Below are 14,570 nucleotides of genomic sequence, written 5' to 3'. Positions count from 1 at the left end.
TAACCGCAAAAATGAAGGAGTTTTTGCGGATTGTTGAAATGATTAAGCCGTCACGATTCATCACCAGCACGCTACGCTGGAGCGGATTGGGACGGCCGATGAAAGACCGGGAGAAAATGCTTCGGGCATTTTTCTTGAAAGTCGTACTGGATGTGTCAAGATGGGCTTGGCACATGAGAAAAAGAGTTATTTACAGGAAAAAGCCAATCTTTTTGAAATTGGCTCTCGACTAACCTTATTTTTGGGAGGATACCATGAGAAAATTATTTACCATGATCGAGCTTCTTGTCGTAATCGCTATCATTGCAATCCTGGCGGCAATGCTGCTGCCGGCCCTGAATAAAGCACGCGAAAGAGGAAAATCGACAGCCTGCCTGGGAAATTTAAAACAGCTCGGAGCAATCAGTACCATGTATTCCCGCGATTACGACGGCTGGTCCATCACCCGGAACAGCGATCTGTATCCGGTAACATACCCATTTGTATTTAAAAGACTTGGATACAGCATCAGCAACAAGCTCGTCACCTGTCCTTCTGTAGAGAGCAGTTTCGACATAGAAGATACCAATAAAGGTACCGAGATCTATGGCGGACATGGGTATCTCTGGCCGGAGGAACGGGAACTTGAGTATGAAAGATTTTTCGCGCCCGATTCAGAATTAAACCGTTATGTCAATGTGGAACGTTATCCGCGCCCCGGAAAATTTGTCATCTATGGCGATACGATCAAGCCCGCCACCCAAACACAGCTGTATATTATCTCCGCCGGAGGAGGCACACAGCTTTATCTGCATCTTCGTCACAACAACCGTGCCAACGTCGCCGCAGGAGACGGCTCGGCCCGTGCCGCGGCCGCGGCGGATGTGCGGGAAAAATTCATGGGGGAAGGCGCGAGCGTCTACAATCTCGGCCTGGGTTCCGTGGCGCTGTAACCAGGAACGGACCGGATTTCTCCCATCTCCAATGGCTCAATTTGCAAAATAAAACGTCCTATGATGCGCTTATTCCATCGAATTTTCATAGCAGTTTCCGCCGGCGCAGTTCCGCTGCTGTACAGCGCAGAACTGAAGGTGCCGGCCTTCTCCTACGGCAGAAATTCGCTGCCGGCCGTACTGAAATTCACCGAAGCGGATGCACCGGAATGCCGCAGCGGCGAACTCTCCGTAACCGACAATTATACCGGCAAGGTTCTGCACCGGAAAACGATCCAGGCCGCCGGGAACGGCGAAACCAGCGTTTCCTTTCCCGTTCCATTCGGGAGCTACACGGTGAGATATCAGTCGCAATCCCCCACGTTCCGCCCGCACGCCATCGCGCAGGTCATGACGACCGGATGCGATCGTTACCGTTCCGACGCGGAACGGCGGTATGAGTTCCGCTACGGTCCGGTCGGCGGCTGCGTCGACAGAACCACGCCGGAAGAGTCGGAGCGGCTGGGGCGGCGCTGGGTGCGGTTTGAGTTCCCCAAATGGGCGACCAATGAACCGAGTCGGGGGAACTATGATTTTTCAAAAGTTCTCGCTTCGATCCAACAGCATACCGCCGCAAATGTGAGACTGGAAACGCTGGCCTGCACCTACCATGCGCCGCCATTTTACCGGAAGGACAACCTCCCCGAATTCGCCTCCGGCTACGGGCATTACCTGCAAGCCTTCGCCCAGGCCACGCGCGGCATGGTCGACACCCACGAACTCAGCAACGAAGGCAACGGCGGCGACAAATTCATTTACACGGAAATCGCCCGCCACGGGGCTTCGGGAATTCGCTCCCGCCAGCCGTTCGCCACAATCGAGATCTCCGGAACAGCTCAGATTGACTACAACTGGCTCAATCTGCAGCTGGGAAGGAGACTTTTTGATACGGTGGATGTCTTTGTGGTCCATCCCTACACCAACAACTCCACCTGTTCCGAACAGGTTTCCTACGAGCAGACCAATACGCTCCGGGAACTTGATGCGCTTCACAATCTGGTCTTTTCCGCCGGTGGCTTCCGGGAGGTCCGGCAGACGGAGTTCGGGTGGCCCAACGGCGGGCTGCAGGAGGAGCAGGCCAGGAGCGCACTGTATGTCCGTTCGCTGATTCTGGCCGACGCCGCGGAACTGCTCACCCAGGTGGTCTACAACTGGAACCGCGACTACAACACCGGCCAACAGCCCGCCGGCGTCGCCCTCCACCATTTCGCCCGCAGCCGTCAGGGCGCCCGGTTCGTCGGACTTCACATCGATTCCGCCCGCCGGATCTATACGGCGGTGTACGATCGTTTCGGCGATGCATTCGCCATTCAATGGACTCCCGCGGAAGGGAGCTGGCGCCCCACCGTCAACGGCAGCTCCTGCCAGGATCTGTTCGGGAATCCGGTTCCGTTGGAAAAGGTCCGCATCTCCCGGACGCCGACGACATTCAACGGCATTCCGCGCGAGGTCGTCATGCTTGCCGCGGAAGCCCGGGTGAAAAAACTGGCAGCCCGTTTCCAGAATTTTCTTCAACGCAATCCGCGCCCGGCGTTCAAGGCGTTCCGCTCCATCCAGGCAACCGACACCCCCGGATTGCGCCGGGCGCTGCTCGCCCTGATGGAACATCTGCCGGACGGCACGGGGTTCAACCGCATTGACGCGGCTCTGCTTCACTCGGCCCTTTGCTGGTATCTTGCGGCGATCTGGAATTTCCCCGACAATGCAACCGGATTCCAACCGGCCGCTCCGGCGCCTTTCCTCCGTCAGATCGAGGCGGAAAACGGGCAGCTTCTCGATCGCCCGGCGTTGCGCTACGTTCTGCGGCAGATGGACCGGTTCGCCCTGCAACTGCCCCTCTGTCGCGACGAGCTCAACCGGACCGCATGCCGCTCGGCGCTCGATATGCTGCAGCGAACCGCGCAGTTCCTGTCGAAGCGCGGTGAAGTGGTGCAATATGCCGTCTTCACCAATCTCTACCAGAAGGATGGCTCCGGCAAGCTGACGGAACGTCTGGTCTTCCCGGCCAACGTGCCGGTGAAAACCAAATTTCAGGTTTCAAACTACTCGGACCAGCCGCAAAAGGTGACGATCCGCCCTCTGCTGCCGCCCGGCTGGCAGGGCAAGCCGGCGGAGGTGACCGTCCCGGCCGGCGGCTCCGGCTGGGGAGAGCTGACGCTGACGGCGTCGAGCACGGGCGGGGCGAACTCCATCGCAGTCTCCACCGAAATCAGCGGGAAACCGGCCAGAATCACCCGGTTCGATAATTTTGAATGCCCGCCGGCAATCGGTCTAACAATTCCCCTGCTGCACGAACGCCCCGGCAAGTTGCCGCTGAAATTTTTCAACCGCGAGAAAAAGACGGTTCGGGGGAAGGTCAAACTCACTCCCGGCGGAATCGGCGGCGATGCCCTGGCGATTGTTCCGATCCAGATCCCCGCGCAGAGCGAATGGGCCACTGCCGTGACTCTCGCGCCGGAAAAGGCCCGCAAACTGGCAGGCGCCGATTACAAGGTCGATGCCTGTTTTCTTCTGAGCGACGGCAGAGTCTTCGACGTCAAAGGTCTCGATGTCGATTTCGGCACGGCGACGAGACGAATGAAAGACGGGGCAATCGACGGCAAACTTGACGACTGGAAAAACGCGCTGCCGCTGCGGCTGGACCGCGAGGAGTATACGCTGGGCAGCTACGGCGGTAGCTGGACTCCCGACGATTGCAGCGCCGTGACCTTCCTCGCCTGGGATTCGCAGAAGCTCTATTTTGCAGCCGAAGTGCGCGATCAGGCCTTTTCGCAGACCCGGAGTGATTTCCGCTGCTGGCAGGAGGACTCCGTTCAGCTGCTGCTGACGGCGGATCCGGATGAAACAGACCCGAAAAAGATCGAAGCCCTGCTTTTTGCCCTTACGCCGGAGGGGCCGCGCGCCTGGTGGGAGCATCCAGTCCCGCAAGGGGACAACAGAAGTTTCATCTACAAACTTCTGGATGACTGCGAACTGGCGATCACCTATAGAAACAACCGGTTCCTGTATGAATTTGCGATTCCCTGGCAGAAACTGGGCCGCGATTTCGCGGAGGTTCCGAAACGCGGCAGATTCGGATTTGCTGTCGCGGTCAACGATCATGACGTCCTCACCTCCCGACGCTATCTGGAACGTTTCCCCGGCTCGGTGATTGACGGCCGCCGTCTCAACGCCTTTGCCGACGCCTGGTGTGAGCCGGATTCCCCCGCCGTGGAAAAGCCCGCCGCCCGTATCGTATTTGAGGAAAATTTCGAAGATTCGGCAATGACGGGCTACCGGCATATCCACACCTCCCGCCGGAACTGTTCCCGCGTCGTCAGCGGAGCCGGGGAAAACCGCTCCAACGCCATGCAGCTCACGCACGACGGAGAGAAAGGCGTCTGCAAATACTCCATTCCCCTCGCCCTGACCCCCGGGAAAAAGTACCGGGCGGATTTCCGCTTGAAAGGGAAAAACTGTTCGGCGCCGAAGCTGGGATGCTGTTCCGACATCAATGGCTGGTATGACCAGATGTATGTGAAACTGCCGCCAGAAATTCCCCGCTGGACAACATTCTCCCGGGAATTCACCGCACCCCTCGCTGGTTCGCTTCGCCTGATGATCGCCTGCAACAGCCGGACGGACGTCCTGTGGATCGACCATATCAAAGTTGTGGAGTTGGAGTAATCGGAAATTCTTTTCCGTGATTCCGACTGCAATGCTCCCGCCGGGCGGTTTTCCCCTTGACAAAGCCGCCCGGCGGAACTATATTGCCGTATGAGAAAAATTCTGATCACCGGCGTCTGCGGATTCGTCGCGCAACATCTGATCCGCCATCTCCTGCAGCGGGAACCCGACTCCGAACTCTTCGGCGTCGATGTCGCGCCCGTCTGCCCGTGGGAGAACATGGGGGTCCGCTACCGGCGGCTCGACCTCATCGACAAGGAGAGCCTCGCCGCGTTTCTCGCGGAACTTGCCCCGGACTGGATCATCCACCTCGCTTCCGTGAGCTCCGTCTCCGCCAGCTGGCAGAAGCCGGTCGAAAGCTTTATCAACAACACCAACATCTTTCTCAACATCGTCGAAGCACTGCACCGCCTCGGCTTGAAAACCAGACTCCTCTCGGTCGGCTCCTCCGAGGAGTACGGCAATTATCCGCCGGAAAAAATGCCGCTCCGCGAAGAGTATGAACTCCACCCCAACAACCCCTACTCCGTCGCCAGAGTCTCGCAGGAGCTGCTTTCACGCCTCTACGCACACAGTTACGGGCTGGATATCGTCATCACCCGCTCCTTCAACCATATCGGCCCCGGGCAGCGCGACACCTTCGTCGTCCCCTCCTTCGTCCGTCAGCTGGTGGAGCTCTCCCGCCACAACGGCCGCGGGGTTCTCCACGTCGGCAACATCGAAATCATCCGCGACTTTCTGGATGTGCGCGACGTGGCCGACGCCTATTACCGGCTGCTCCGGACCGGGCGCTCCGGCGAAATCTACAACGTCTGCAGCGGTCGAGGCACCCGGCTCCGCACCGTCATCGACACCATCGCCGGATTTCTCGGCGTCGACGTCGACATTCAGGTCGATCCCGCCCGGGTCCGCCCGGCCGACAATCTGGTCATCATCGGGGACAATTCTAAACTCCGCGCCGCCACCGGCTGGGAGCCGCGTCATACGCTGGAAGCCACCCTCAAAGAGATGATCCGTTCGCTCGACGCGTAATCGGATTCGCCCCTCCCCCGACTCCGGGCAAAAAAAACGGCGTGGAGCATATTTTCCCCGCGCCGTTTTGTTTCGAGGCTCTCCCGTCAGAGCAGCCGCCGGGCCAGATCGCCCGGATCCTCCGTCGCCGCAAAGGGCATGAGCCAGAGATGGAACCGGTGCACTCCGGAGTGAATCCGGTAACGCGGCAGCGCATCTTCTCCGCAGGTCGCGGTCCCGAGTCCCCGCTGCGCGAGGTCGAGGTTGAAGAAGGTCTCCGCCCGCGGTTCCAGCTCGTTGGTGTGCAGCGCGCCGAAGAAGTCCGCCGGCGTGAAGTGGTGCGCCGAGCACTCCATCAGGGTCGGCGCCACCGCCAGCATTCCGTTGCGGCCGTCGTCCACCGACGCCCAGCGCACGGCCGTGTGGTTGCCGCACTCCTGCGGCAGAATGTACGGCACATACTGTTCGGTGACACTGCTTTCGAAGCGCGAAACGATGCTTCCGGCATTCCGGTCGCAGTAGTTCTCCTGCGGCCCGTTGCCGTAGTAGCGGAAGTTCTCAAATCCGGCCGGCAGCGTCAGGAACCAGCCGAGCCGCGGCAGATCGTCCAGCTCCGCCGGAACGCCGAATTCCAGATTGACCGCCAGCGCGCCGCTCTGCGTGAACCGGAGGTTCCGCCGGACCGTCAGCACCGCGCCGTTCTTCGCCTGGTACGCAACCGACGAGAGAATCGAAACCCCGGTTCCATCCGCCTGGAATTCGCCGCCGGACTCCTTGCCGACAATCTTGTCCAGTCCGTAGACCTCCAGCCAGCGGTAACCGGCCGTGTACCCGTCATGATGAACGTTGCAGCGGATCGCGTCGTTGTCGGTCGCGCCGCGATAGAGGTTCTCCGCCGTCGCGGCGGCCAGCAGCTCCGTTCCGCGGAACTTCCAGGAGAGCGGCATCCCCGCCTCGCTGAATTCGATGACCGAATCCCCCGCCGAAGCGGTCCGTCCGGTCAGGGCTACCGGAGACGCGGGCAGCGGCTTCGCCGCGCCGACCACCGGCGGCAGTTCCAGCGCGAACTCCTCATGCCCGACCTCGAATCCGGCCGGCGCATAGCAACTGCCGTTCTTCAACGTTGCCGTGAAGAGGATGAACGCCTCCTGATGCGCCGAAAGCTCCGGCAAAGTCCAGTCGACGGTGAAGAGCGCCGTTCCTTCCGGAGCGACCTCCGGCATCGGCTGTCTGCCGGAGGCGGTCACTTTGCCGTCCACCTCGATCCGCCACTGGAATTCATACTCGTCCAGCCCCTTGAAGAAGTTGTAGTTGACCAGCTCAAACTTCCCGGAGGAGAGTTCGACCGGCCGGATGGTGAAGGGCTTGGCCAGATACTTGAATTCGTACATCGACGGGTGCGGCGTCCGGTCCGGCCAGATCATGCCGTTGATGCAGAAGTCGAAATCGTTGGGCGTGTCGCCGAAATCGCCGCCGTATGCCCAGTACTTGCGCCCCTTTTCGTCGGTCTTTTCCAGCCCCTGGTCGACCCAGTCCCAGATGTAGCCGCCCTGCATCCGGCGCTCCTTGCGGAAGAGTTCGAAGTAGTGGCGGATCGACCCGTTGCTGTTCCCCATCGCATGGGTGTACTCGCACATGATGAGCGGACGCGGATCGTCGTGTTTCAGCCACTCGTCGATCATGCTGAAACGGGGATACATCGGACAGACCACATCGGTGATGTCGGTGTTGAACGTCGCCTGTTCCCAGGAGAGCTGTTCCCCGCGGCGGCGCTGGCGCAGCGCACCCTCGTAATGAACCCGGCGGGAGGAGTCGAAGCGGCGGATCCAGCCGGCGCAGGCCCCGAAGTTCGACCCGATGCCGGACTCGTTGCCGAGCGACCACTCGATGATGCAGGCGTGATTCTTGTCGCGGAGAACCATCCGGGTGACACGGTCCATCATCGCCGGCAGCCATTCGGCATCGTCGGTCAGATAGTCATAGAAGGCGTGGCACTCGATGTTCGCCTCGTCGATCACATAGAGCCCGTACTCGTCGCACAGCGCGAGCAGCCGGGGGTCATTCGGGTAGTGGCAGGTGCGGATGGCATTGAAATTGAACTGCTTCATGAGCTCGATATCGCGGCGCATCAGATCGACCGAAACGGTCTTGCCATGGCGCGGATCCAGATCGTGCCGGTTGACGCCGAAGAACTTCACCGCCTTGCCGTTGACCAGAAGATTTCCGCCGGAGAGCTCCACCGACCGGAAACCGATCCGGCAGCCGGTCGCCTCGACCGTCTTCCCGGCGGGATCGACCAGCTCGACGGTCAGCCGGTAAAGATTCGGCAGCTCGGCACTCCATTGGGCCGGATTCTTCACAGGAATCCAGGTCCATCCGGTCGCCACACCCTGGTTGATGGAGAACTCCACCTTCACCGGTTCCGCCAGAACCTGCGTTCCCGCAGCATCGTAGAGCCGGACCAGCGCGGCATAGCCCTCCGGGTGGATCGGCATGGCAAATCCGGCGTCGATCTTGAGTTCGATCATTCCGTCGGTGTAGTCGTTCTCCAGCGTGGTCTTGGCGAAGACGTCGCGAATGTACTCCTTCGCCGTATGATAGAGGTAGACGTCGCGATAGATGCCGGCCATCCACCAGTGGTCCTGATCCTCGAGCACGCTGCCGTCGGACCAGCGCAGCACGATCACCGCCAGCGAATTCTCGCCGGGATGGACGAACTTCGTGATATCAAATTCGGAATCGGTCCGCGAATCCTTGGCCATGCCGACTTCCACGCCGTTCACGTAGACGAAGAAGCAGCTCTCGACGCCGCCGAAATGCAGAATGGTACGGCGGCCGCTCCAGTCGCCGCCGATGGTGAAAGTGCGGCGGTAGACGCCGGTCGGGTTCTCCTCCGGCACGAACGGCGGCTGTTCCGGCCACGGCATTTTGACGTTGGTGTAGTGCGGGTGATCGTACCCCTGCATGGTCCAGTTGCCCGGAACGGCGATGTTGTCCCAGCCCGAATCGTCGAAGCGTTCGGAGGTGAACGCCTCCTCGACCAGTTCGGGGCGGGTGAGGTAGCGGAACTTCCACTCGCCGTTGAGGTTCATGATCCGCGGGCAGTCGAACGGCTCCCACGAGCCGGCCTTCGCCTCGGCCTCCGTCGCGTACGGGAAGAGCGTGGAACGGGAACGCATCCGGTTGACTCCCGGACACATCGGGTTCTCCCACAGCCGGGTCTGCTTGCAATCGAACAATTTCATGATATATTCCTTTCCGTTGTCATCGGAGATTTGGGTATAAGATAACACACCTTTTTTAATAATGAAATATCCATATTGGGGAAGTTGAATATGTTTTCTGGTAAAATGCCATCCCCCTTCAACGTTTATCGCTCGATCGGCACGCTCCGGACGGAACGGTACGGCATCGGCGTAATGGATAAAACCGGCTGTTCCAACGATTACATCAACCGCGCCCACCCGGAATACGTGATCGTGCTGGTCCTGCGCGGGCGGGGCCTGTACATCGACAACGCGGGCACAGAGTATCCCCTCCATGCGGGCAGCTGTTTTCAGCGGTTCGCCGGCGTGCCGCACACGACGAGGATCGAGCCGGACAGCGGCTGGGTGGAGTGCTTTCTTCAACTGGGCGAAACCATGGCCGCCCTGCTGGAAAACTGCGCCGTCTCCGAACGGAAACACCCCGTGCTGACCACCGCGATCACCCCGGGCATGCTGGAACGCATTCTGGCATTGCGGGACAGTTTCCGGAACTCCGCCGATGCCGAACTGATCCGGCAGCTGCCGGACATTCTTGAACTTGCCCAGCTGCTGCTCTCCGGCGAATCTCCGAAATCGGGCGACGAACGCAAAAAACTGCTCGAACAGGCATGTGCCTATCTGGGAGGGGATTTCCGGAGAAATGACGATCTGCGGGGATTCTGCCGCCGCCACGGTTGCGGCTATGAGAACTTCCGGAAATTTTTCAAAGCGGAAATGGGAATCTCGCCGCACCGCTACCGGATCCGGCGCCGGCTGGACGCCGCCTGCGCGCTGCTGAGCGACCCCGGGCTCTCGATCGCCTCCATCGCGGAACGGCTCGGCTACAGCTCGCCGTACGAATTCTCCGCCCAGTTCAAGCGGCACATGGGCTGCGCCCCCTCCGAGTACCTGCCGCGGTTCAAAAACTGAACTCCATTCCTGCCCCACCTCTCTCAAAAAAAGAAAACGCGGCGGATATCATCATCCGCCGCGCTTCGATTCGATCGGAAACGATCAGTTGAGCTTCAGTCCGGCCATCGCCTCGCTGTTGAAGACTTCGCCCATATCGACCATGTCTTCGCCCGGCTTGAGGGCCGCGGTGTACTCCTCTTCGGCCGCCTTGAGCTCCTCAGGCGAGAAGTTCTCGCCGACCGCCTTGATCGAGAGACCGATCCGACGCTCGTCGGTGTCGACCTTGATCACGCGGGCTTCGACTTCATCGCCGACGTTGAGCACATCCTTGACCTTGTCCACATGCTCGCGGCTGAGCTGCGAAATGTGAATGAGTCCGTCGATCTTGTTGGAGAGTTCGACGAAGGCGCCGAACGCCGCAATCTTGGTGACCTTGCCCTTGACGACGTCGCCGACCTTGTAGAGCTCGTTGATGTTCGCCCACGGATCGGATTCCGCCTGCTTGAGGCCGAGGGAGATGCGCTGCTGTTCCGGATTGATGTCCAGAATGACCGCTTCGACTTCCTGCCCCTGCTTGAGCACTTCGTTCGGATTGTTGATCTTGCGGGTCCAGCTCATGTCGGAGACGTGGATCATGCCGTCGATGTCATTTTCGATTTCAACAAACGCGCCGTAGCTGGTCATGTTGCGGACCTTGCCGGTGATCCGGCGGCCGACCGGGTACTTCTCGGCCAGCACTTCCCACGGATTGCGCTCCTTCTGGCGCAGACCGAGGGAGATCTTGCGGCTGTCGCGATCGATGTCGAGCACGACCGCCTCGACCTCTTCGCCGACGCTGAGCACATCGCTCGCCTTGCTGACCCGCTTGGTCCAGCTCATCTCGGAGACGTGAATCAGACCTTCGACACCGGTTTCAATCTCGACGAACGCACCGTACGGCATGATGTTGACCACCTTGCCGGTGACGCGGCTGCCCTTCGGATACTTGGCGACCACATCGTCCCACGGATTGCGGGTCTTCTGCTTGAGACCGAGCGAAACGCGCTCCTTCTCCTTGTCGATGCCGATGATGACCACTTCGATCTCCTGACCGACCTGGAGCACCTCGGAGGGATGGGAGATGCGGCCCCAGCTGATGTCGGTGATGTGAAGCAGCCCGTCGACGCCGCCCAGATCGATGAAGGCGCCGAAGTCGGTGATGTTCTTGACCACGCCCTTGCGCAGCTCGTCGACCTTCATCTCAGCCAGCAGCTTGCTGCGCTGATCGCGGAGGGATTCCTCCAGCAGTTCGCGGCGGGAGACGACGATGTTCCGGCGATCCTGGTTGATCTTGATGATCTTGACGTCGAACTCCTTGCCGATGTAGTCCTCCATGTTGCGCACCGGGCCGACATCCAGCTGCGAACCGGGCAGGAAGGCGGGGAAGCCTTCGACATCGACCATGATGCCGCCCTTGACGCGGTGACGCATGAAACCCTTGACAACATGGCCTTCGCCGTATTCGGTGGTGATCCGGTTCCAGGCCTTGATCGAGTTGGCCTTCTCCAGGCTCAGCTCCGGCATATTGTTCCGGTTTTCGATCTCTTCGAGATAGACGTCGATCTTGTCGCCGACGTTCGCTTCATCAAACTTGAGAAATTCAGAAGCGGGGATGAAACCTTCCGCTTTGTAGCCGATATCGACGAGCGCGCCGTCCGGCCGTTTTGCGACAATGGTACCTTCGACGATCTTGCCCTTGTTGAAGGCATTGGTGCTTCCGGAGTTCTTGAGCAGTTCATCCATCGAGCTCGGGAGGTTCGAGAGATCCAGGAAGCTGTCCGCAAATTTGGTTTCTTCTGCCATGTTGTTGTGTTCTTGTTTTGTTTGTTGTTGACGTTTTTACTGTTACGATACTTTGCCGGAACCGATCCACCGTGGATGCAGTTCCAGCCCGACAAATTCTATAATGTATCACCTACTTTTCGAAATTACAAGCAATTACAGATGTTTTTCAATAAATTTCCCGTCCGTCGCGCCGCCGGCTGCTCTCGTGCCGCGAAAGGAAGAGGCGGCCCCTCTTTCCACCCGTGGCCGGGGTGTCATATCTGCGGTCAAAAGAAAGATAGTTTCTGTCAATTGCGTTTTTCCTATCCTGATCTATAGTAAGGAAAGCGGGCGGGAAATTCCCGCCGGAAAGTATAGCTTAATTCAACCCGGAGAAAAAAATGAAACGCAAACTCGCCGTCCAGCTCTACTCTCTCCGCAACGAAGCGGAAAAAGACTTTGTGAAGGTGCTCAAGACCGTCGCCGACATCGGCTACATCGCGGTGGAGCCGGCGGGCTTCTTCCAGCTTACCCCGAAAGAGTTCCGCAAGGTCATCGCCGACCTCGGGCTGGAGATGTACTCCTCGCACCGTCCGTGGTGCAACATCGACAACATCGCCGAATCCATCGATCAGGCCGGCGAACTCGGCCTCAAGCAGGTGGTCTGCGGCTACGGTCCGGAGGATTTCAAGGATCTCGACGCGATCAAGGCGACCGCCGAAAAGACCAACATCATGCAGGAGAAACTGGCCGCGGCCGGGCTGGAACTTTTCCAGCACAACCACAACTGGGAGTTCGAAAAGCTCGACGGCAAGCTCAAATATCAGATCTACGCTGATCTCTGCCCGAACGTGAAGTTCCAGATCGACGCTTTCTGGTCGAGCAACTTCGGCGCCAACGACCCGGCGGAGATGGTGAAACTCTTCGCGCCGCGCATGTCGCTCATCCACATCAAGGACGGCCTGATCCACCAGAAGGAGTCCGAACTGCGCATGGTCAACGGCACCTATGACCGCAAGGTGGAACTGCGTCCGCTCGGCGAAGGCGAAATGGACATCCCGGCCGTGCTGGCCGCCACGCCGGACTGGATCGACAACATCGTGGTCGAACTCGACTACTGCTCGATCGACATGACCGAAGCCATCCGCCGCAGCTACGACTACCTGATCCGCAGCGGCCTCGGAATCGGCAACAAGTAATTCCATCCGAAGCGATCATGAAAAAACCGGTGCAGGTCATCCCCGCACCGGTTTTTCTGTATTGCCCGAATGTTTCCGGGATATATTGCTGTGGAGAAGTCAATTTACCGCTTCGCGGCGAGTTCCCGGTAGACACGTTCGCGCACGCCTCGCAACCACTCGTCGCGCCGGGGATACTCCTTCATGGTGAGATGTTCGCCGATCAGCGCCAGCACCGCCTCGCGCCCGATCTTCGACTCCAGCAGCCGCAGGGCCCGCAGATCCTGCAGTCCGTCATAGAACACCTCGTGCCGGATGGAATCGAGCGGTTTCCCTCCCCTCCCCGGATAGACCAGGAAGGGATCGCCGGCCGGAAACGCCCCGTCGCTGTCGGTCGAGGCGAAGGGATCGATCAGTTTCCGCGAATACTGTGAGAAATAGAAGTTGAATCCCCACTGCAGAAATCCGGTAAGATCATAGACATAGGCGAGGATTCCCATGATCCGGTTCCGCCGCGACGGCATCGCGATGAAACGGTTCGGCACCAGGAGCTCCTGCCCGCAACAGTAGTAGGTCCAGAGCTCCCGCACATGACCGACGAAGGGTTCGATGTGATCGTTCGACGGAATCGGATTCTCCACCAGTCCTTTCTGGAAAAATTCAAATGAGGAGAGCGCTTCGAGCGTCGGGAATCCCTCCAGCAGCGGTTTGACCAGCTCCACCGCAGCGCGGTAATCGTCCAGCTGTTCCAGTTGCGGCTCATCGGAGATGGAGAAGAAGCAGCGCTTTTCCAACCCCTTCCGGCGCAGCAGGGCGAGCAACTCCGGCATCAGCGCCGCGAGAAATTCCCGATAGGCGGGGTTGGTCGCTTTCACGTGCCAGCCGAACCGCTTGACTTCGCATTTCCCTTCCCGGACGACGATTTTCGGCGTGAATTTCGCCCCCCACTGCGTGAAGAAGTGGCTCATCGCGAACCGCTCCGCCCCGCAGGCGAGCCCCAGATCGAGATAACGCTCCAATCTGGAAAAATCGAAACGGTAACCGGATTCCGGCGAATATTCGATGTCGAGCAGCTGACAGGTGGGGCGTTCTCCGCCGAGCCCGGTATCCAGCGGCGGCGTCCACAGCGGCGTATAGATGCAGTTGATGCCGTGCCGGAGGGCGTTGCGCAGAAACGCCTCCACAATCCGCCAGTGCTCCTCGCTCCAGCACGGCACCCCGTAACAGGCCGCCAGGCAGTCGGCGTGGAACCACTCCAGCCGGAGCAGCTGCTGCGGCGGCAGTGCGAAATCTTCCACCTTCAGCCGGAACTCCGCCGTCGCCACCAACGCGGGGTTCCAGCGGTTCGGCCACTCCACCCGGGTAAATTCGAACCGGATGGGGTACTCCTCCGGAACGGCGTCCTCCGGCACCCGCACCGTCACCCACAGCGTCTGCCGCCCATAGAAGAGCTGAAAACGGTCCTCGTCCAGCTCCTCGAGCAGGTCAGGATAGAGTCCCGGTTCCTTCCGCAGAAAATCGTCGTCCGGATTGCAATTGACCGCCTGCCGCACCGGCACGCTCTGCACCTGCCGCACCTCAACCGGCAGTTCACTCTGTACCGCGACCCGATAGAGGCCGCGCTCCGGCATGGTTTCCGGCTCCAGCATCACCTGAAACGAATACACTTCGCCGCGGGCGGCGACATCCGCATTCCACGCCGCCGGTTCCGGCGACCGGTCGAAAAACACCTTCTCCAGCGAATGAATCGTTTTGACAATCATAAAAAATCCTCTCTGTGATTC

The 14,570-nt window shown here is 59.6% G+C and carries 8 protein-coding genes and 1 pseudogene; 6 read left to right on the top strand and 3 right to left on the bottom strand.

Going from position 1 to position 14,570, the window contains the following annotated elements; genetic code table 11:
* The 4 genes from ACMLHG_RS04480 to ACMLHG_RS04465 form a co-directional block, all read left to right on the top strand.
* Nucleotides 1–233 (top strand): hypothetical protein (locus ACMLHG_RS04480; RefSeq protein ID WP_417169697.1); only part of this gene is annotated, 233 nt, incomplete at its 5' end.
* A 21-nt stretch (nt 234–254) separates the two neighbouring features.
* On the top strand, nt 255–932 hold the full coding sequence (locus ACMLHG_RS04475) for a prepilin-type N-terminal cleavage/methylation domain-containing protein (protein WP_417169696.1): 678 nt from the start codon (nt 255–257) through the stop codon (nt 930–932).
* Between the two features lie 60 nt (nt 933–992).
* Nucleotides 993–4,637 carry a sugar-binding protein gene (locus ACMLHG_RS04470; RefSeq protein ID WP_417169695.1) on the top strand — a complete coding sequence of 1,215 codons (3,645 nt, stop codon included), beginning with the start codon at nt 993–995 and terminating at the stop codon, nt 4,635–4,637.
* Between the two features lie 90 nt (nt 4,638–4,727).
* Nucleotides 4,728–5,669, top strand: a complete 942-nt coding sequence (locus tag ACMLHG_RS04465; RefSeq protein ID WP_295809410.1) for a GDP-mannose 4,6-dehydratase — start codon at nt 4,728–4,730, stop codon at nt 5,667–5,669.
* A gap of 86 nt (nt 5,670–5,755) precedes the next feature.
* Here ACMLHG_RS04465 and ACMLHG_RS04460 read toward each other — a convergent pair whose 3' ends face one another.
* The gene (locus ACMLHG_RS04460) at nt 5,756–8,893 is read right to left on the bottom strand and encodes a glycoside hydrolase family 2 TIM barrel-domain containing protein (protein ID WP_417169694.1); all 3,138 of its coding nucleotides are present in this window, start codon (nt 8,891–8,893) and stop codon (nt 5,756–5,758) included.
* A 90-nt stretch (nt 8,894–8,983) separates the two neighbouring features.
* Here ACMLHG_RS04460 and ACMLHG_RS04455 point away from each other — a divergent pair, with 90 nt between their 5' ends.
* Nucleotides 8,984–9,823, top strand: coding sequence for an AraC family transcriptional regulator (locus ACMLHG_RS04455; protein WP_417169693.1), 840 nt, complete (start codon nt 8,984–8,986; stop codon nt 9,821–9,823).
* Between the two features lie 84 nt (nt 9,824–9,907).
* On the opposite strand, the pseudogene ACMLHG_RS04450 reads toward ACMLHG_RS04455, so the two are convergent.
* Nucleotides 9,908–11,677, bottom strand: a pseudogene (locus ACMLHG_RS04450) (30S ribosomal protein S1); the annotation flags it as partial.
* Nucleotides 11,678–12,009: 332 nt separating this feature from the next.
* Between ACMLHG_RS04450 and ACMLHG_RS04445 the strand changes: the two are divergent.
* A complete protein-coding gene (locus tag ACMLHG_RS04445; RefSeq protein WP_295809424.1) occupies nt 12,010–12,807 on the top strand; it encodes a sugar phosphate isomerase/epimerase family protein in 798 nt (265 codons plus the stop codon).
* Between the two features lie 104 nt (nt 12,808–12,911).
* On the opposite strand, the gene ACMLHG_RS04440 is transcribed toward ACMLHG_RS04445, so the two are convergent.
* Nucleotides 12,912–14,549 (bottom strand): DUF4091 domain-containing protein, encoded by a 1,638-nt coding sequence (locus tag ACMLHG_RS04440; RefSeq protein ID WP_417169692.1) that lies wholly within the window; start codon nt 14,547–14,549, stop codon nt 12,912–12,914.
* Between the last annotated feature and the right edge of the window lie 21 nt (nt 14,550–14,570).

This window comes from Victivallis sp. (genome assembly GCF_048170485.1).
Taxonomy (GTDB): domain Bacteria; phylum Verrucomicrobiota; class Lentisphaeria; order Victivallales; family Victivallaceae; genus Victivallis.
The sequence above is the reverse complement of the archived record's forward strand: the minus strand, read 5'-3'. Positions and strand labels throughout refer to the sequence as shown.

What these genes read in the sequence shown, in the direction of transcription:
- ACMLHG_RS04475 (WP_417169696.1), top strand. Translation starts at nt 255, where the DNA reads ATGAGAAAATTATTTACCATGATCGAGCTTCTTGTCGTAATCGCTATC.
- ACMLHG_RS04470 (WP_417169695.1), top strand. Translation starts at nt 993, where the DNA reads ATGATGCGCTTATTCCATCGAATTTTCATAGCAGTTTCCGCCGGCGCA.
- ACMLHG_RS04465 (WP_295809410.1), top strand. Translation starts at nt 4,728, where the DNA reads ATGAGAAAAATTCTGATCACCGGCGTCTGCGGATTCGTCGCGCAACAT.
- ACMLHG_RS04460 (WP_417169694.1), bottom strand. Translation starts at nt 8,893, where the DNA reads ATGAAATTGTTCGATTGCAAGCAGACCCGGCTGTGGGAGAACCCGATG.
- ACMLHG_RS04455 (WP_417169693.1), top strand. Translation starts at nt 8,984, where the DNA reads ATGTTTTCTGGTAAAATGCCATCCCCCTTCAACGTTTATCGCTCGATC.
- ACMLHG_RS04445 (WP_295809424.1), top strand. Translation starts at nt 12,010, where the DNA reads ATGAAACGCAAACTCGCCGTCCAGCTCTACTCTCTCCGCAACGAAGCG.
- ACMLHG_RS04440 (WP_417169692.1), bottom strand. Translation starts at nt 14,549, where the DNA reads ATGATTGTCAAAACGATTCATTCGCTGGAGAAGGTGTTTTTCGACCGG.